Below are 16,052 nucleotides of genomic sequence, written 5' to 3' on the forward strand. Positions count from 1 at the left end.
CAGGGATTCGACATAATAAGAGCGGATAGGCACCGCTGATCATTCCTGGGGGCTTGGCGTTGCCGATCGACCATTCACAGGAGGCTGGGCCGGCACGGCGATTCCGCCCTTCCCAACTGCCGCGCCCCGCCTCGATCCGCCTTCTGCAGACGTTCATCATCCTCGTATGCGCCGCCATTCTCGGCCTCGAAGGATGGCGGGACCTGACCGAGCACGAGAAGGCCCTGGAGGACGCGGAGGTTCAGATGGCGAACCTCGCCCGCTCTCTGCGGCAGCACGCCGAAGACACGTTCGAGATGACCGATTACGCGCTCGCGGCCGTGATCGACCTGCTCCAGGCCAACGGAACGTCTCGCGAGGCGATGGAGAACCTCCACTCCGTTCTGGTCAATCGCGTGTCGCTGCTGCCGCGCATAAGGGAGATCGCCGTCTACGGCCCGGACGGGAGCTGGCTCGCAAGCTCGTCCCAGGAGATCCTCCCGGACAAGTCCAACCAAGGCGACAAGGGCTTCTTCGTCCATCACAGAAACAGCCTGAGCCGGCGTCCCTATTTCGCGCCCCCCGACCGCAGCCGGCCGCTCGGCGAGCGGATCACCACCATCTCCCGCCGTTTCAGCAAACCGGACGGCTCGTTCGGGGGCGTGGTCGTCGCGGTGCTGGATCCCAGCTATTTCGTCCGCTTCTATTCGCAGTTCGACATTGGCAAGCACGGTTCGATCACGCTGCTCTCCAAGGACGGAACGCTTCTGGCCCGCGTTCCCTATCTGGAGACCTACCCGGGCGTCGAGCCGTCGAGGGCATCGCCTATCGTGGAGCGTCTGTCGCGCTCCCCTTCGGGCTCGTTCCGCCTCCACTCTCCCATCGATGGGGTAAGCCGCGTCCTCGGCTACGACAGCGGCAGCTATTTCCCGTTCTTCGTCGTGGCCGGGGTGAGCCGTTCCGAGGCGCTCGCGGACTGGCGGCGCGAGATCCTGGTTCGCGGCACGGGCATCGGGATTCTTGTCGGGGCCATCGGGATCCTCGGCTGGCGGCTCGTCGTTCAGTCGAGGCGGCGCGAGAGGGCCGAGGCCAAGCTCGCCATTCTCGCCAGGACGGACGGGCTGACGGGCCTCGCCAACCGGCGCAGCTTCGACGAGCAGCTGGCCAAGGAATGGTACCGCTCCGTCCGAGACCGGGCACCCTTGTCCCTGGTTCTGGTGGATATCGATCGCTTCAAGCAGTTCAACGACACCTACGGTCACCAGGCGGGCGACGATTGCCTGCGCGCCGTCGCCCGGGCGGTCCGGCAGGTGGCCAGAAGGCCGGCCGACCTCCCAGCCCGGTACGGTGGAGAGGAGATCGTGCTGCTGCTTCCCGCTACGGGACCGGAAGGCGCCGCCAAGATCGCCGAGCGGCTTCGCTCGTCGGTCGAGGCCATGGCCATTCCCCATGCGGGGAACCAGCCGAAGGGGGTCGTGACGGTCAGCGTCGGGACGGCGACGCTCCACCTGAAGCCCGAAACCGCAGGCGAGCGGTGCGATACGCTCATATCCCTGGCGGACAGCGCCCTCTACGACGCCAAGCGGCAAGGCCGGAACAGGGTGGTAATGGCGGCCCCCGGCGCAATCCCCGCCTGATAGGACCCTGGAGGGCGTATTCGAACCTCGGCCGGGAGGCCCTTGAAGGGCACAGCTTGAGGCGGTGCTGCCATACGCCAGCCACCGGATGCGCCGCAGACCGGCCTCTGCTGCGGGCTTGCCAGAAGCAACCGCTTCCTCGGGAAACATGGCGACCCCGGCAGGGCTCGAACCTGCGACCTGCCGCTTAGAAGGCGGCTGCTCTATCCAGCTGAGCTACGGGGCCCCATCGTCGGCCGCTTCCCTCAGTGGGTCCAGGGGCCGACGCGATTGAACTTGAAGTTGTCCGAATAGGCCATGGTGCGTCGCTTCACCTCGTGGGGTTCCTCGACGCGGTACTCGATCCCCTCGCGTTCGGCGTAGGCGACCGCCTCTTCCTTCGTATCGAACCACAGGCGGAGCTGCTGGCGCGTATCCCCGGAGCTGGTCCAGCCCATCAGGGGCTCGATCTCGCGCGGCTTGTCCTGCTCGAAAACGAGAAGCCATTGCTTGGTGCGGGCGAGGCCGGACTGCGTGGCGGCTTTGGCGGGCTTGTAGATCCGTGCGGGCATCGGGTTCGACAATCTCTCAAGGTTTCTCGGGGGTTGGTCGGGGCGGCAGGATTTGAACCCGCGACCCTCTGCTCCCAAAGCAGATGCGCTACCAGGCTGCGCTACGCCCCGCCCTTCCTTCGCCGAGGAGGCTGTTGGCTATCACGAGGACCGGGGTTCAGCAAGCGCCCTTCGCGTCAGCGCCTGAACAGCGGGTGCTCCACCCTGTCGCCGGCCCTGATCCCCAGCCGGGCCGCCGTTCCCGCATTGAGCTCGAGAACGGCCAGGACCGGCTCGCCGGAGGGAATGGTGCGGGTGGACAAAGGTTCCGTGTTCGCCGCGATGCGGGCGATGGTCCCGTCGGGCCGGATGAAGAGCATGTCGAGCGGCAGATAGGTGTTCTGCATCCACATGGAGACGGGCTGAACGCGACCGAAATCGAACAGCATGCCCTGGTTGGCGGGCATGGACCGGCGGTACATGAGGCCCTGCGCCCGGTCGGCATCGTTGCGCGCCACCTCGACCTGGAAGGACTGGCGCTGGCCGCCCTGGGTCACGATAGCGAGGCTCTCCAATGCCTGCTGGGCCAGGGCGGGAACGGCGGCCAGGACGGCGAGCGCAAGGCCCAGGGCAACGCTTCGGGCGCGACCGGTCATCGGAGTCGGCGCGTCAGTGCGAGTGCGGCAGGGCCATGTCGGCGAGGCGCACCTCGGCCGCCATCAGACCCTTCGAGCCGTCGCCGAACCGGACGAACACCCGGTCGCCCGGCTTCAGTTCGGCGATGCCGTAGCGCCGGAGAGTCTCCATGTGCACGAAGATGTCGGGTCGCCCCTCACCCTGCGTCAGGAAACCGAAGCCACGAAGGCGGTTGAACCACTTCACCACGGCGGGCTCGAGGCCGCTGGTCGGGACCACTTGGACATGGGTGCGCGGCAGGGGAAGCTCGGAGGGGTGCAACGCCGTCGAGTCGTCGAGCGAGATGATGCGCAGGGCCTGGAGGCCGCGGGGCCGCTGCACGGCCTCGACGACGATGCGCGCTCCTTCGTTCGCGGCCTGATAGCCGTCCCTGCGCAGGCAGGTCACATGCAGGAGAACGTCGGGAAGCCCGTTGTCGGGAACGATGAAGCCGAAGCCCTTGGCCACGTCGAACCACTTGATCCGCCCGCTGACCTGGATGAGTTCGAGGGATTTCTCCTCCGAGGGATTCTCGGCAACGTCGCGGCGCCCCTGTTCGACCGAGGATGAAAGTCCCCGCGTTTGAAATGGGTTGGAGCTGTAATCGTTAGTCATGAAGAAACCCGCACTCGAATCAAAACGCCGACTCTTAACGAGAGGATAACATTGTCCTGAATCTGGGGAAGCCGGAAACGGCCGGACGGGGCCGATGTTTTTCTTAGCCGGCGAACGTTATGCCTCGCGATCCGGAATGAATCCCGAGAGAACGGGACCGATTTCTCCATGGATGACAAGGTCCGCGATGCCGTCGAGCGGTGTCGGGTCCCGGTTCACGATGACGAGGCGGGCGCCGTTCTCCTTCGCCATGACGGGCAGGGACGCCGCCGGGTGGACCACGAGGGACGAGCCGACGACGAGAAACAGGTCGCAGGTCATGGCGAGGCGGACAGACTTCCGCAAGGGAAGCTCCGGCATGGACTGACCGAAGGAGATCGTCGCCGACTTGACGATGCCGTCGCAGGCCTCGCACCGGGGCCCGTCTCCCGTCTGCTCGAAGCGCGCCCGGACCCACGCGAGTTCATGGCGGCGTCCGCACGACAGGCATGCGGCATAGGTGCCGTTCCCGTGAAGCTCGATGACGCGGTCCTCCGCGATCCCCGACGCCTGATGCAGGCCGTCGATGTTCTGCGTGATCACCGCCGGCATCCGTCCCGATTCGACGAGGGATGCGATGGCGCGGTGCCCGCGGTTCGGACGCGCTCCCCGATAGAGATCGTCCATGACGAACTTGCGCCGCCATGCTTCCCGCCGCGCCTCCTCGCTTCGGACGAATGCCTCGAAGGGAATGGGTCTGTTCTTCAGCCAGGGGCTGTCGGGGGAGCGGAAATCGGGCACGCCGCTCTCCGTCGAGATGCCGGCTCCGGTGAAGCCGGCGATCACGTCGGCTTCCTCCACCATCTCTCTGAGCCTCGCCATTGACGTCGCAAGGGGATCGGTCATGAACATCATATAGGGCCTGCGCCGTGCATTGCCCCTCCGCATGGATCGTCACGTGACCGCGATTTCCTCTCCGGCCAAGGCCGTTGCCGCGCAGCGCTGGGACGCCATCGACGTCGCTCGCGGAATCGCGATCGCGGCGATGATCGTCTACCATTTCAGCTGGGACCTGAGCTTTCTCAAGCTCGTCGCCACCGACATCGTCGCCGTGCCGGCATGGCGCTGGTTCGCCCGGGCCATTGCGGGCTCCTTCCTGTTCCTCGCGGGCGCCGGCCTCGTCCTGGCGCACGTTCAGGGCCTGCGGAAAGAGGCGTTCCTGCGCAGGCTCGCCAAGGTCGGAGGCGCGGCGCTTCTCATCACGGCCGTCACCTATGTCGCCTTTCCGGAAAGCTACATCTTCTTCGGCATCCTGCACTGCATCGCCCTATCGAGCGTGCTCGCCCTGCCCTTCCTGCGTCTGCCTGCGCCGGCCGTGCTGGCTTCCGCCGCTCTGTGCCTCACCCTGTCGTGGATCCTGACCGACCCGTCCTTCGATACGCCCTGGCTGGACTGGCTCGGCCTCGGCGCGTCCGACCCCGTGACGAACGACTACGTGCCGATCTTTCCCTGGTTCGGGCTCGTGCTGGCGGGCGTGGCCTCTGCGAAGGCGATCCTGCCGCACGCGGAAACCCTGCGCCTTGCGCGCTGGCGGGCAGCGGACCGGGTGTCCCGCCTGCTCGCCTGGGCCGGGCGCAAGAGCCTGCCGATCTACCTCCTCCACCAGATCGTCCTTTTGGGGGTGCTTTTCGGCGTTCTGCAGCTGACCGGCCCCAGCCCGCTTGCCGAGGCGCGGCCCTTCATCGCCGAATGCGAGGCAAGCTGCCTGGCCCAGAACGGACAGGCCGGGACCTGCAGGGCCCTCTGCTCTTGCGTCGTCGACGAACTGCGGCGGACCGACATATGGCGGAGGGTGATCGACGATCTCGTCGAGCCGGAGGACCGGACCCGGATCTCGCGGATGGCGCAGCAATGCCTCCGCCGGAAGGAGCCGTGACCCTTTGCCCGGCGGAGCTACCGCGGACTCTCCGGGATCGGATAGCCTTCGAAAGCCTTGAGGGTCTTGAGGACGAAGGTCGTGTGAATCCGGACGATGCCGAGCCCCGGATCCGCGAGCAGTTCCTCCGTCAGCGCCTCGTAGGCGACGATGGTCGGCGCGACGATGCGGGCGATGTAGTCGTATTCCCCGTTGACCATCTGAAGCTCGACCACGGCGGGATGGGCGCAGAGCGCCTGCTCCAGCCGCTGGCGCGCCGCCGGGGCGGGATCGCGGATCCCTATCCCGGTCAGGGCGACGATGTCGTGCCCGAGGGACATGGGGTCGACGAGGGCGCAATAGCCCCGGATGACCCCTTTCTGCTCGAGGCGCCTCACCCGCTCCAGGCAGGGCCGCGGCGACAGCCCGACGCGCTCGGAAAGCGCCTGATACGTCACCCGCCCGTTCTCGCTCATCGCCTTCAGGATCGACAGGTCGATCCTGTCGAGAGCGGCCTTGCGTGTCCGGCCGAGCGTCTTGGCGGGGGTCTTCATGGCTCTGTCTTCATGGCTCTCTCGCCGCGGATGGGCGCTCGCCGGCGACGGCGCGCCCTGGCGAGGTCGGCCTGTCTCTAGCCCAGGAGCCGCGCGGGGGCAAAGCCCCGCCACGACACGAGGGAGCGGCCCAGGCCGACCGGCAGGCTGGGCGGTTGAAAGGCGGCCCTCTCTCCGCCACCTATGAATCGGAAAGGGTGCAAGGACCGGCGAGAGGGGGACCGCCCATGTTTCGCGACTACCTGAGCGATCTTCCGCTGATCGCGATCCTGCGCGGCCTGAAGCCCGAAGACGCCGAGGCCGTCGGCCATGTGCTGGTCGAGGCGGGGTTCCGCATCATCGAAGTCCCCCTGAACTCGCCCGACCCGTTCCGCAGCATTGCGATTCTCGCGAAGGCGCTGCCGCAGGAGGTGCTGATCGGCGCCGGAACGGTGCTCGACCCCGAGAAGGTGGACGGCGTGCGCGACGTGGGCGGCAGGCTCGTCGTCATGCCCCATTCCGATCCGGAGGTGATCCGGCGCGCCAAGGAGCATCGGCTCTACTGCGCACCTGGCGTGGCGACGCCCACGGAAGCCTTCGCGGCCCTGAAGGCGGGCGCCGACGCCATCAAGATCTTTCCCGCGGAGGCGATCCCCCCGGCGGTCGTGAAGGCCTGGCGGGCCGTGCTGCCGAAGGAGACGGTGGTACTGCCCGTGGGCGGCATCAGGCCGGACACCATGGAGGGATATGTCGCGGCGGGAGCCGACGGCTTCGGCCTTGGATCCGCCCTCTTCGCACCGGGCATGACCGTGGAGGAGATCGCCCGGAACGCGCGCGCCTTCGCGGCGGCCTGGCGGGATCTCGCCCGCAGATGAGCTGGCTCATCCAGCCGCGCCTCGTCAACGGCCCCTTCGACGATCCGGGGCTTTATCTGGATTTCCGCTTCGGCCGCCGGGCGCTCCTGTTCGATCTCGGCGATCTGGGGGCGCTCTCCGCCCGGGAACTCCTGCGCGTGAGCCATGCCTTCGTCTCGCACGCCCACGTGGATCACTTCATCGGCTTCGACCGGCTGATGCGCTTCTGCCTCCACCGCCCCGGACCGCTCCATCTGGTCGGGCCGCCGGGCTTCATCGACCATGTGGAGCACAAGCTGCGCGGCTATACCTGGAACCTGATCGACGAAAGCTCGGTGGATTTCCAGCTCCATGTGGGGGAGTTCAACGGCCTGCGCCTCGACCGCTTCGCCGTCTTTTCCGCGCAGCACGTGTTCGAACGCTGGGAGGGCCGGCCTCCCGAGCTTCCGCCGGGCGTCGTTTTCGCGGATGGGGATTTCAGGGTCGAGGCCGCCGCCCTCGACCACGGCATCCCCTCCCTCGCCTTCGCGCTGAGGGAAACGCGGCGCGTCAATGTCAGGCGCGGCGTTCTCGACCGCCTTGGGCTGCCGAAGGGAACCTGGCTCAACGAGACGAAGAGGTTGCTGCGCGCCGGCATCGAGGATGCGGACATCGAGATTCCCGGCACCGGGCGGGCTTCGCTGCGAGAACTCAAGGACGAGGTGTTCCTCATCGGCCCGGGGCAATCGCTCGCCTACGTCACCGACACCGCCCCGACGCCCGGGAACGCGGAAAGGATCGTGGCTCTCGCGGCCGACGTGGACAGGCTGTTCATCGAAGCCGTTTTCCCCGAGCGGGACAGGGCCCTGGCCGAGGCTGCGCTGCACCTGACGGCCTGGGAAGCGGGGCGGCTGGCCCGCAAGGCAGGAGCCAAGCGCCTGACGGTCTTCCATCACTCGGCCCGATACATCGGGACGCCCGATGCGCTCCGCCTGGAGGCCATGCGCGCCTTCGAAGGATGCCCCGAACCCGAAACCGCACCGTGACGCCGGCGCCGGCGCCGGGCCCCGGCTAATCCTTGCGGCGCCCGTCCGCCTTCAGAACGAGAGAGAACGGGAGCGTCACCACGTGCAGGCGGTTCTCGTCCTCGATTTCGAGGGCCCAGGTCGTCCAATTGCGGAAGCGGCCCTCCTCGGCGATGAGGTCGAGAACGGCGACGACGCCGTATTCGATGGCTTCCCCAAGGCTCGCGCAGCTCTCCCCGTTCCTGTCCAGCAGTTGGAGGTGGGCGCGTCGGAGATTGAAATAATACCGCGGCAAAGCCAGGCTCTAGATCTCGATGGGCCCAGCCGGGCCGTAATAAAGTATCCTAAAACCATTCTGGCGCAAGCGGTATAACAGTTCGTTGGAGGTCCGATGATCGCCGACGATCATGTCATTCGGGCAACCGCCCTGGCTGAGAAGCAGCGGCACCGCCCTTCGTGCCCGCTCGGACACCGCAGCGATCCGCAGGAGCGCGCCGTCGGTCCTGACGACCTCGAAATCCGGCCCCCGCCCGGGTTGCGGCGGGGATGCCTCATGACGCAGAACGAGGGTCGCTGCCGACGTCATTCCTTCCTCCGGAACAAAGGGCAAGAAGCGGGGCGATTCGGTCTCGTTTCGTAAGCTCATCTCAAGGAGCCGCTCTTTTCATCCCCCAGGTGGGATAAAAAAGGCGGCTTCGCGCATTGTTTTGAACAATAGGCGTTCGCTTGTTCCGGCCGACGCGATGCACCAGCTACGGACCAGTTCACACCAGGTTTCGGTCGTGCACTGCTTCTTGCGCGTCTTCGATACTCTCGGGTTCGGAGCCCTTCTGATCGGCGACGAAAGGAAAGTCCTTCATTTCAATCGCAAGGCGAAAGAGCATCTGGGCGGGGGGCTTGCGCTCAGGGCGCACCGCCTCGCGGCGACGGACCCCTCGGCCGACAGGCTGCTGCAATCGGTCCTCGAAGCCCATCTCTCCGGCCAGGAGGAGGCCCGCGAGGCCCTGGGACTGCCGCGCCGTGAGGGACGCCCCCTGATCCTGCGGATCGTCGCTTTTCCCGACGGCGTCCAGGCGGCATTCGAGGGTGCGCGGTTGGCGATCCTCGTGGCGGATCCGGAATTCTGTCCCGATCTGCCGCCTGAGCTGCTTCCGCAGGTTTTCGGCCTCACGCGGCGGGAGGCCACCGTGGCAACCCAGCTCATGTGCGGCTGTTCGCTCCAGGATATCGCCGAAATGACGGGAATCGGCGTCGGCACCGTGCGTGCCCAGGTCAAGGCGATCCTGGCGAAGACGCGAACGAAGCGCCAGGCGGAGCTGGTCGGCCTCCTTACCCGGCTGGCCATCCTGGCGGGGCGCACGACCTGAGGCGGCGGGAAATCAGCGCCCACGGCCTCCGCGGAAGAACGGTACGGTCAACAGGCGCCGGCCGCTCTCGTCGGCGATTTCGAGTTCGATATTGGCTGCATCGGCCAGCTGGCCCCGAAGCTCCTCGACCGTGGCGAGGGCCTCGGCACGGGCGGCTTCCAGGTCCGGCAGTTCGATTCCCTCCTCGTCCTCGTCGAGCTCGTAGCCGTCCCGGATGTTGAAATAGAAGCGCGGCATGGGAATTCCTCTCGCTCAGACGCGTTCGGCACTGGAGGTCGAACGGTTCGATCCTAGGGGAGATTGCCTCCCCGCCCAATGGGGCCGGCGGGTTTTTTACGGAGGGTTTCCGGAGTGGCGCGGCCTAGGGGAATCGAACCCCTCTTCCCAGCGTGAAAGGCTGGTGTCCTAACCGATAGACGAAGGCCGCTTGAGCGGGGCGTCGCCCCTGAGGTGGGCGGACATATAGATGGGTTCTTCCGACACGGCAAGCGCCAGAATGCTCATTCCGGCCTCGCCGCATCCATAATTCTCAGCTCGACCTTTTCGCCGCCGCCCCATCGGTCGATCGTCAGCGTCCCGGCCACGTGAAGGCTGTTCCCGATCCCCTCCGTCAGGGCGAGGCCGAGGGGCTGGCCTGCGGCCCGGAAGGCGATTCCCCCGATGACGGAGCCGTCGCCGCCCCTCAGCCGCACCCGCACGTGGCCGCCGGTGCCGACCTCCCGCGCCTCGACGACGCGATGATGGGGAAAGACGAAGACGGGCTCCGGCTGGCCCGCGCCGAAAGGCCCGGCCCGCTCGAGAGCCGAGACGAGGCTCGTCTGCGCTCCGCCGGCGGTGAGGGTGGCATCGATGGGGAAGTGGTCGCGCAGGAGAGACGCACCCACCGGTTCGAGAAGCCGCTCCGCGGCGAAGGCCCGAAAGGCCTCGAGATCGGCAGCGGGAACCGTGACCCCCGCCGCCATGACGTGGCCGCCGCCCTTGATCGCCAGCCCCGCCTCCACCGCGGCGCGGACGACAGCGCCGAGGTCGACGCCGGGGACGGAGCGGCCTGAGCCGGTGGCGGTCCCGTCGGGGTTGAGCGTGAAGGCGAAGGCCGGGCGGCGGAACCTCTCCTTGGTGCGGGCGGCGACGAGGCCCACCACGCCGGGATGCCATTCGGGCGAGGCGGTGACGATCACGGGCAGATCGGGCTGCCGGTCGAGCAGGACCAGAGCCTGAGCCTCGGCTTCCGCCACGGCCATGACCTCGATGGCCTGCCGCTCCCGGTTGAGGCGGTCGAGTTCGGTCGCCATCCGCCCCGCATCGACCGGATTGTCCGACAGGAGCAGGCGGGAGCCGAGCGCCGCATCCCCGATCCGGCCGCCGGCGTTGATGCGGGGTCCCACGAGATAGCCCAGGTGCCAGCTCTCGGGCGCCCCGGAGAGCCCGGCCGTGTCAAGAAGCGCCGCGAGGCCGTGACGCCGCCGGCTCCGCATGACGGCGAGCCCCTGCCGGACGAAGGCCCGGTTGAGCCCCACCAGCGGCACGACGTCGGCGACGGTGGCGAGGGCGACGAGATCGAGACTTGCGAGAAGGTCCGGCTCCGTCCGTCCGGCAAAGAAGCCGCGTCGGCGCAGGGCCCGGTTGAGCGCCACGACCGCCAGGAACACTACGCCCGCGGCGCAGAGATGACCGAGCCCGGAGAGATCGTCCTGACGGTTCGGGTTGACGACGGCGAGCGCCTCCGGAAGCCTCTCGGGGGCCTGGTGGTGGTCGAGGACCACCGCGTCGAGCCCGATCCGGCGTGCCTCGGCCAGCGGCTCGTGGCTCGCCGTCCCGCAATCCACCGTCACGAGAAGGCCGGCGCCCTGCTCCTTCAGGGCGCAGATCGCCTCCACGTTGGGGCCGTAGCCCTCCGTGATCCGGTCGGGGATATGGATGAGGTAAGGCACGCCGCAGGCGCCCAAGTACTCGGCCAGCACGGCGGCGCTGCAGGCGCCGTCCACGTCGTAATCCCCGAAGATCGCGACCGTCTCGCGCTTCACGACCGCGTCGGCCAGCCGCTCAGCGGCCTTCGCCATGTCGGTGAGGACGTCCGGATCGGGCATCAGGTCCCGCAGGCGCGGGTTGAGGAACCCTTCCGTCTCGTGGACGCCGATTCCCCTGCCCGCCAGGACGCGGGCCAGAACGTCGGGCAGCCCGTGGGTCTGGGCGATGGCGAGCGCGATGGTGCCCTGAGTGGCATCGCACCGCTCGATCCAGGTCCGACCGAGAGCGGAACGGCTGACGCCGAGGAAGGGCCGGGCGGAAGAAAGGAAAGCTGATTCGGTCACGGGCGGAGTTTAGCCGCGAATGCGGTCAAAAAACCTTCCGGTACTGAAGAAACCCGCTCAAGGCCGCCACCTTGTCGTAAAGGGCCCGGGCGGTCGCGTTGGCTTCGTGGGTATGCCAGTACACGCGGCTCGCCCCGGCGGCCCTGGCCCGCTCGTAGACGGCCTCGATCAGCGCCCGGCCCACGCCGCGACCCCGCGCCGCCTCGGAGGTGAAGAGATCCTCGAGGTAGCAGTAGCCCTGCCGCGCCCAGGTGGAGCGGTGGAAGAGGTAATGGACCATGCCGACCACCTCCCCGTCGAGCACCGCGACGAGCCCGTGGACCGGCTCCTTCGGATCGAGAAGCCGGCTCCAGGTCGTTTCGGTGATCTCGGGGTCGAGGGTCGCCCGGTAGAAGGTGAGGTAGCCCTGCCAGAGCGGATTCCAGGCCTCCCGGTCCTCGGGCGCCAGGGGCCTTATGACGGGAACGTCCTGCCTCTGCGACATCGGCCCCTCCCCTTCGTCCGGGATCAGTCGAGATGGAATTTGGAGAGTTCGCGGTGCTCGCCGTAGATGCGCCGCACGGTGCCGGTCGCGGACCGGTACACCACCGTCTCCGTCGTGATCACGTCCTTGCCGAAGCTGACGCCCTTCAGGAGGGCACCGTCGGTGACTCCGGTGGCGGCGACGATCACGTCGCCGCGGGCGAGATCCGTCATGTCGTATTTCCGGTTGGGGTCCGTGACGCCCATCTGGAAGGCGCGGTTGCGCTTCTCCTCGGTGTCGAGGATCAGGCGACCCTGCATCTGGCCGCCGATGCAGCGCAGGGCGCCGGCGGCGAGCACGCCCTCGGGCGCGGCGCCGATTCCGAGATAGATGTCGATCCCCGTCTCCTCGGGCTTCGTCGTGAAGATCACGCCCGCCACGTCGCCGTCGGTGATGAGCCGGATGCCCGCGCCGGTCTTGCGGATGGCGGCGATCAGGTCCGCATGGCGGGGTCGGTCGAGGACGAGCGCGGTGATCTCGTTCGGCTTCACGCCCTTGGCCTTGGCCAGGTTGTGGATGTTCTCCTCCGGCGGAGCGTCGAGGTCGACCACGCCGGCCGGGTAGCCGGGCCCGATGGCGATCTTGTGCATGTAGACGTCGGGCGCGGCGAGCAGGGTGCCGGATTCGGCCATGGCCATGACGGCGATGGAGCCCGGCATGTCCTTGGCGCACAGGGTGGTGCCCTCGAGCGGGTCGACCGCGATGTCGACCTTCGGGCCGTTCCGGTTTCCGACCTTCTCGCCGATGAACAGCATCGGCGCCTCGTCGCGCTCGCCCTCGCCGATCACCACGGTGCCGTCGATGGGAAGGCGGTTCAACTCGCGGCGCATGGCATCCACCGCCGCCTGGTCGGCGGCCTTCTCGTTGCCGCGCCCGCGCAGCCGGGCGGAGGCCACGGCGGCGCGCTCGGTCACGCGCACGAGTTCCAGGGTCAAGATGCGTTCGATGATTTGGCCCGGTTGGACGGTAATGCCCTGCGACATGGACGTGTCGTCTCCTTTGAATGGAAAGGCGAATTTGCATTCGCCGCTTTTATTATTCGCGTTCGATGCGGATCACTTGGGGCGGCTCGGCGATAAGACCATCCCCGGAGATTTTTTCAACGGCCGACCGGATCGCCGCCTCGGTGGCCGCATAGGTGATGAGGACCAGGGAGACCGGCGCGCCCGAGCGGCCGTGGGGATCCTGGCTGGCAGCCGTCTCCGAGCGCTTCTGGAGAATGCTCTCCAGGGAGATGTCCGCCTCCGCCATGCGGGTCGCGACGCCCGCGGCGACGCCGGGGCGGTCGTGGACCGTGAGGCGGATGTAGTAGCCGCCCTCGTGCCGCTGCATGGGCGCGCGAGGCGCCTTCTCGAGCGTGCGCGCCGGCACGCCGAAGGGGGGCTCGCTCTTGCCCAGGGCCACGTCCGCGATGTCGGCGACCACGGCGGACGCCGTGGCGTCCCCGCCCGCGCCGGGGCCGATCAGGGTGAGCTCCTTCACGGCGTCGGCATCGATGGTGACCGCGTTCGTGACGCCCATGACCTGCGCGATGGCGGAGGATTTCGGCACCATCGTCGGGTGGACGCGCTGCTCGATCCCTGTCGAGGTCCGCTCGGCGACGCCGAGGAGCTTGATCCGGAAGCCGAGCTCGTTCGCCATGGCGAGGTCGAGGGGCGTGATCGAGGAGATGCCCTCCACGTAAATCGCATCCGCGTCGATCTCCGTGCCGAAGGCGAGGCTCGTCAGGATGGCGAGCTTGTGGGCCGTGTCGAAGCCCTCCACGTCGAAGGTCGGGTCCGCCTCCGCATAGCCGAGGCGCTGGGCGTCCTTCAGGCAGTCGGCGAAGGTGAGCCCCTCCAGCTCCATCCGGGACAGGATGTAGTTGCAGGTGCCGTTGAGAATTCCGTAGAGCCGCGACACCCGGTTTCCGGGCAGCGCCTCGCGCAGGGTCTTGATCACCGGAATGCCCCCCGCGACGGAGGCCTCGAAGGCCAGGGCGACGCCCTTCTCCTCGGCGGCCCGCGCCAGGGCCAGGCCGTGCTTCGCCAGGAGCGCCTTGTTGGCGGTGACGACGTGCTTCCCGTGGGAGAGGGCGGTCTCGACCGTCCGGAGCGCGGCACCGTCGGAGCCGCCGACCAGCTCGACGACGCAATCCACCTCCCCCGAGCGCGCCAGCTCGACCGGGTCGTCGAACCAGGCAAGAGTGGACAGGTCGATTCCCCGGTCCTTCGCCCGGTCGCGGGCCGAAACCGCGGTGACGGCCACCGGCCGGCCCAGGCGGCGGGCCAGGATATCGTTCTGGCGCGAGAGAATCCGGACGACCGATGCACCCACGGTGCCGAGGCCGGCGATTCCGACCCGAAAAGGACGTGTCACGAACAGCAGCTCCTGAAGAAAGTCGCGCTGCTCTTTACGACCGCCACGGTTGCATGTCCATGGACGGGCGCCGACAGCCCCTTGCCTCCCCGATCACCCCGCCCGGGAGAGGGGCACGACGTTGTGGAGGGTCGCGTCGGCGCCTTCGAAGAAGCGGCGGATGTTGCGCGCCGCTTGCCGGATGCGCTGCTCGTTCTCGACCAAGGCGATGCGGACATAGTCGTCCCCGTGCTCGCCGAAGCCGATCCCCGGCGCCACCGCCACGTCCGCCTTCTCCACCAGCAGCTTCGAGAATTCCAGGCTCCCGAGGGACCGGAACCGCTCCGGAATCTGCACCCAGGCGAACATGGACGCCGTCGGGGACGGAACCGGCCAGCCCGCCTTCTCGAAGGATTCCACCAGCACGTCGCGCCGGCGCCGATAGGTCGCCCGCATCTCCCGGATGCAGTCATCCGGCCCGTTGAGCGCCGCCGTCGCCGCCACCTGCACGGGCGTGAAGGCGCCGTAGTCGAGATAGGACTTCACCCGCGCCAGGGCCGCCAGGAGCCGCTCGTTGCCGACCGCGAAGCCGATGCGCCAGCCCGCCATGGAGAAGGTCTTCGACATGGACGTGAACTCGACCGCCACGTCGATGGCGCCGGGCACCTGCAGGATCGAGGGCGGCGGATCGTTCTCGTCGAAATAGACCTCCGAATAGGCGAGGTCCGACAGGAGGATCAGGTCGTGCTTCTTCGCGAAGGCGACCAGGTCCCTGTAGAAGTCGAGCGAGGCCACGTAGGCGGTCGGGTTCGAGGGGTAGCAGACCACCAGCGCCACCGGCTTCGGAATCGAGTGCAGCACCGCCCGCTCCGCCGCCGGGAAGAAGGCCGGCGTCGGCTCGGCCGGGACCGAGCGGATCACGCCCCCGGCCATGAGGAAGCCGAAGGCGTGGATCGGATAGCTCGGGTTCGGCACCAGCACCACGTCGCCCGGCTCGGTGATGGCCTGGGCCATGTTGGCGAAGCCCTCCTTGGAGCCGAGGGTCGCGACCACTTGGGTGTCGGGGTTGAGCTTCACGCCGAAGCGGCGGGCGTAGTAGCCCGCCTGGGCGCGGCGCAGGCCGGAAATGCCCTTCGAGGCCGAATAGCGGTCGGTGCGGGGTTTGCCCACGGTCTCGACCAGCTTCTCGATGACGTGCGGGGGCGCCGGCAGGTCCGGGTTGCCCATGCCGAGATCGATGATGTCGGCGCCGTTGGCGCGGGCGGCGGCCTTGATCCGGTTGACCTGCTCGAACACGTAAGGCGGCAGGCGCTTGATCCGGTAAAACTCAGGCATGGCTCGCTCCTCGGGCAGGATCTCGGTCGGGATCGCTCTATCGGGGGGTCGTCGACGTCTTCTTCTTCTTCGCGTTCGTGGCTTTCGCGGAGGTCGCCGCCGGAATGGTGACGGGCTCCGGGGCGGGTGTTCCGCCGAGCTGGGCCGCGGCTTGGCCGCGGGTCTGGTTCTGCGCCCGCACCGCGTCGAGTTCGGCCTCGGCGGCCTTCACCTGATCCGCCGTCCGCGGAGGCGTCGGACGTCCTTCCTGCGGCGTTCCGATGGGGATGTAGTCGAGGTTCTTCGGCCGGGTCGCAGCCACGAAGTCCGGCCGCGGCGCGGTCTTCGGTGCCAGTCCGGACGATTCGAGGAATTCGCCGGTCGGATTGCCGCTGCACCCCGCCACCGCGGCGGCGGCCAGAAAACCGCAGCCGGCGACGATGGCGCGAACCGAAAGGATGGGTGCCGGGTTCATTCT

General features: G+C 68.0%; 19 protein-coding genes and 3 tRNA genes. 5 read left to right on the forward strand and 17 right to left on the reverse strand.

Features of this window, described 5'->3' with window-relative positions; all coding sequences use genetic code 11:
• Positions 1 to 59: 59 nt before the first annotated feature.
• Entirely contained in the window at positions 60 to 1,616 is a 1,557-nt protein-coding gene (locus tag GDR74_RS09865) for a sensor domain-containing diguanylate cyclase (protein WP_152586153.1), read from the forward strand.
• A 149-nt stretch (positions 1,617 to 1,765) separates the two neighbouring features.
• Here GDR74_RS09865 and GDR74_RS09870 read toward each other — a convergent pair.
• From GDR74_RS09870 to GDR74_RS09895, 6 genes are all read right to left on the reverse strand, one after another.
• Positions 1,766 to 1,842 (reverse strand) — tRNA-Arg (locus GDR74_RS09870).
• A 19-nt stretch (positions 1,843 to 1,861) separates the two neighbouring features.
• Entirely contained in the window at positions 1,862 to 2,167 is a 306-nt protein-coding gene (locus GDR74_RS09875; protein ID WP_152586154.1) for an ETC complex I subunit, read from the reverse strand.
• Positions 2,168 to 2,201: 34 nt separating this feature from the next.
• Positions 2,202 to 2,278: transfer RNA gene (locus GDR74_RS09880), tRNA-Pro, on the reverse strand.
• 65 nt (positions 2,279 to 2,343) lie between these two features.
• The gene (locus GDR74_RS09885; RefSeq protein ID WP_152586155.1) at positions 2,344 to 2,802 is read right to left on the reverse strand and encodes a DUF192 domain-containing protein; all 459 of its coding nucleotides are present in this window, start codon (positions 2,800 to 2,802) and stop codon (positions 2,344 to 2,346) included.
• A gap of 13 nt (positions 2,803 to 2,815) precedes the next feature.
• Entirely contained in the window at positions 2,816 to 3,436 is a 621-nt protein-coding gene (locus GDR74_RS09890; protein ID WP_152586156.1) for a cold-shock protein, read from the reverse strand.
• 117 nt (positions 3,437 to 3,553) lie between these two features.
• On the reverse strand, positions 3,554 to 4,327 hold the full coding sequence (locus tag GDR74_RS09895) for an SIR2 family NAD-dependent protein deacylase (RefSeq protein ID WP_194164707.1): 774 nt from the start codon (positions 4,325 to 4,327) through the stop codon (positions 3,554 to 3,556).
• 46 nt (positions 4,328 to 4,373) lie between these two features.
• Between GDR74_RS09895 and GDR74_RS09900 the strand changes: the two genes are divergently transcribed.
• Entirely contained in the window at positions 4,374 to 5,351 is a 978-nt protein-coding gene (locus tag GDR74_RS09900) for an acetyltransferase domain-containing protein (RefSeq protein ID WP_194164500.1), read from the forward strand.
• A 17-nt stretch (positions 5,352 to 5,368) separates the two neighbouring features.
• Here GDR74_RS09900 and GDR74_RS09905 read toward each other — a convergent pair whose 3' ends face one another.
• A complete protein-coding gene (locus GDR74_RS09905) occupies positions 5,369 to 5,884 on the reverse strand; it encodes an Lrp/AsnC family transcriptional regulator (RefSeq protein WP_152586158.1) in 516 nt (171 codons plus the stop codon).
• A 227-nt stretch (positions 5,885 to 6,111) separates the two neighbouring features.
• Here GDR74_RS09905 and GDR74_RS09910 point away from each other — a divergent pair, with 227 nt between their 5' ends.
• Both GDR74_RS09910 and GDR74_RS09915 read left to right on the forward strand, forming a co-directional pair.
• Positions 6,112 to 6,738, forward strand: a complete 627-nt coding sequence (locus GDR74_RS09910; protein ID WP_152586159.1) for a 2-dehydro-3-deoxy-6-phosphogalactonate aldolase — start codon at positions 6,112 to 6,114, stop codon at positions 6,736 to 6,738.
• Complete coding sequence (locus GDR74_RS09915) at positions 6,735 to 7,742, forward strand: ribonuclease Z (protein ID WP_152586160.1); 1,008 nt, start codon at positions 6,735 to 6,737, stop codon at positions 7,740 to 7,742. The genes GDR74_RS09910 and GDR74_RS09915 overlap by 4 nt, the downstream gene beginning before the upstream one ends.
• 25 nt (positions 7,743 to 7,767) lie before the next feature.
• On the opposite strand, the gene GDR74_RS09920 is transcribed toward GDR74_RS09915, so the two are convergent.
• Together GDR74_RS09920 and GDR74_RS09925 are read right to left on the reverse strand one after the other, a co-directional pair.
• Positions 7,768 to 8,016: a DUF6894 family protein gene (locus tag GDR74_RS09920; RefSeq protein ID WP_152586161.1), complete on the reverse strand. Its 249-nt coding sequence runs from the start codon at positions 8,014 to 8,016 to the stop codon at positions 7,768 to 7,770.
• 9 nt (positions 8,017 to 8,025) lie between these two features.
• Positions 8,026 to 8,307, reverse strand: a complete 282-nt coding sequence (locus GDR74_RS09925) for a hypothetical protein (protein ID WP_152586162.1) — start codon at positions 8,305 to 8,307, stop codon at positions 8,026 to 8,028.
• Positions 8,308 to 8,503: 196 nt separating this feature from the next.
• On the opposite strand from GDR74_RS09925, the gene GDR74_RS09930 reads away from it, so the two are divergent.
• Positions 8,504 to 9,088 (forward strand): helix-turn-helix transcriptional regulator, encoded by a 585-nt coding sequence (locus GDR74_RS09930; protein WP_194164501.1) that lies wholly within the window; start codon positions 8,504 to 8,506, stop codon positions 9,086 to 9,088.
• Between the two features lie 12 nt (positions 9,089 to 9,100).
• On the opposite strand, the gene GDR74_RS09935 is transcribed toward GDR74_RS09930, so the two are convergent.
• The 8 genes from GDR74_RS09935 to GDR74_RS09970 all read right to left on the reverse strand — a co-directional run bounded on the left by GDR74_RS09935 (position 9,101) and on the right by GDR74_RS09970 (position 16,049).
• Positions 9,101 to 9,325, reverse strand: a complete 225-nt coding sequence (locus GDR74_RS09935) for a DUF6894 family protein (protein ID WP_152586164.1) — start codon at positions 9,323 to 9,325, stop codon at positions 9,101 to 9,103.
• A 115-nt stretch (positions 9,326 to 9,440) separates the two neighbouring features.
• Positions 9,441 to 9,515 (reverse strand) — tRNA-Glu (locus GDR74_RS09940).
• 73 nt (positions 9,516 to 9,588) lie between these two features.
• Positions 9,589 to 11,400: a single-stranded-DNA-specific exonuclease RecJ gene (gene recJ, locus GDR74_RS09945; RefSeq protein WP_152586165.1), complete on the reverse strand. Its 1,812-nt coding sequence runs from the start codon at positions 11,398 to 11,400 to the stop codon at positions 9,589 to 9,591.
• 25 nt (positions 11,401 to 11,425) lie between these two features.
• The gene (locus GDR74_RS09950; protein WP_152586166.1) at positions 11,426 to 11,884 is read right to left on the reverse strand and encodes a GNAT family N-acetyltransferase; all 459 of its coding nucleotides are present in this window, start codon (positions 11,882 to 11,884) and stop codon (positions 11,426 to 11,428) included.
• 23 nt (positions 11,885 to 11,907) lie between these two features.
• Positions 11,908 to 12,906, reverse strand: a complete 999-nt coding sequence (gene glpX / locus GDR74_RS09955; RefSeq protein ID WP_152586167.1) for a class II fructose-bisphosphatase — start codon at positions 12,904 to 12,906, stop codon at positions 11,908 to 11,910.
• Positions 12,907 to 12,958: 52 nt separating this feature from the next.
• On the reverse strand, positions 12,959 to 14,281 hold the full coding sequence (locus GDR74_RS09960; RefSeq protein WP_152586168.1) for a homoserine dehydrogenase: 1,323 nt from the start codon (positions 14,279 to 14,281) through the stop codon (positions 12,959 to 12,961).
• A 93-nt stretch (positions 14,282 to 14,374) separates the two neighbouring features.
• Positions 14,375 to 15,595: an LL-diaminopimelate aminotransferase gene (locus GDR74_RS09965; RefSeq protein WP_152586169.1), complete on the reverse strand. Its 1,221-nt coding sequence runs from the start codon at positions 15,593 to 15,595 to the stop codon at positions 14,375 to 14,377.
• A gap of 37 nt (positions 15,596 to 15,632) precedes the next feature.
• On the reverse strand, positions 15,633 to 16,049 hold the full coding sequence (locus GDR74_RS09970) for a hypothetical protein (protein WP_152586170.1): 417 nt from the start codon (positions 16,047 to 16,049) through the stop codon (positions 15,633 to 15,635).
• Between the last annotated feature and the right edge of the window lie 3 nt (positions 16,050 to 16,052).

It is taken from the genome of Microvirga thermotolerans, from assembly GCF_009363855.1.
GTDB lineage: Bacteria > Pseudomonadota > Alphaproteobacteria > Rhizobiales > Beijerinckiaceae > Microvirga > Microvirga thermotolerans.

Excerpts from the sequence above, each read along its gene's own strand:
- GDR74_RS09875 (WP_152586154.1), bottom strand. The coding sequence starts at position 2,167 with ATGCCCGCACGGATCTACAAGCCCGCCAAAGCCGCCACGCAGTCCGGC.
- GDR74_RS09885 (WP_152586155.1), bottom strand. The coding sequence starts at position 2,802 with ATGACCGGTCGCGCCCGAAGCGTTGCCCTGGGCCTTGCGCTCGCCGTC.
- GDR74_RS09890 (WP_152586156.1), bottom strand. The coding sequence starts at position 3,436 with ATGACTAACGATTACAGCTCCAACCCATTTCAAACGCGGGGACTTTCA.
- GDR74_RS09895 (WP_194164707.1), bottom strand. The coding sequence starts at position 4,327 with ATGTTCATGACCGATCCCCTTGCGACGTCAATGGCGAGGCTCAGAGAG.
- GDR74_RS09905 (WP_152586158.1), bottom strand. The coding sequence starts at position 5,884 with ATGAAGACCCCCGCCAAGACGCTCGGCCGGACACGCAAGGCCGCTCTC.
- GDR74_RS09910 (WP_152586159.1), top strand. The coding sequence starts at position 6,112 with ATGTTTCGCGACTACCTGAGCGATCTTCCGCTGATCGCGATCCTGCGC.
- GDR74_RS09915 (WP_152586160.1), top strand. The coding sequence starts at position 6,735 with ATGAGCTGGCTCATCCAGCCGCGCCTCGTCAACGGCCCCTTCGACGAT.
- GDR74_RS09925 (WP_152586162.1), bottom strand. The coding sequence starts at position 8,307 with ATGACGTCGGCAGCGACCCTCGTTCTGCGTCATGAGGCATCCCCGCCG.
- GDR74_RS09935 (WP_152586164.1), bottom strand. The coding sequence starts at position 9,325 with ATGCCGCGCTTCTATTTCAACATCCGGGACGGCTACGAGCTCGACGAG.
- GDR74_RS09950 (WP_152586166.1), bottom strand. The coding sequence starts at position 11,884 with ATGTCGCAGAGGCAGGACGTTCCCGTCATAAGGCCCCTGGCGCCCGAG.
- glpX (WP_152586167.1), bottom strand. The coding sequence starts at position 12,906 with ATGTCGCAGGGCATTACCGTCCAACCGGGCCAAATCATCGAACGCATC.
- GDR74_RS09965 (WP_152586169.1), bottom strand. The coding sequence starts at position 15,595 with ATGCCTGAGTTTTACCGGATCAAGCGCCTGCCGCCTTACGTGTTCGAG.
- GDR74_RS09970 (WP_152586170.1), bottom strand. The coding sequence starts at position 16,049 with ATGAACCCGGCACCCATCCTTTCGGTTCGCGCCATCGTCGCCGGCTGC.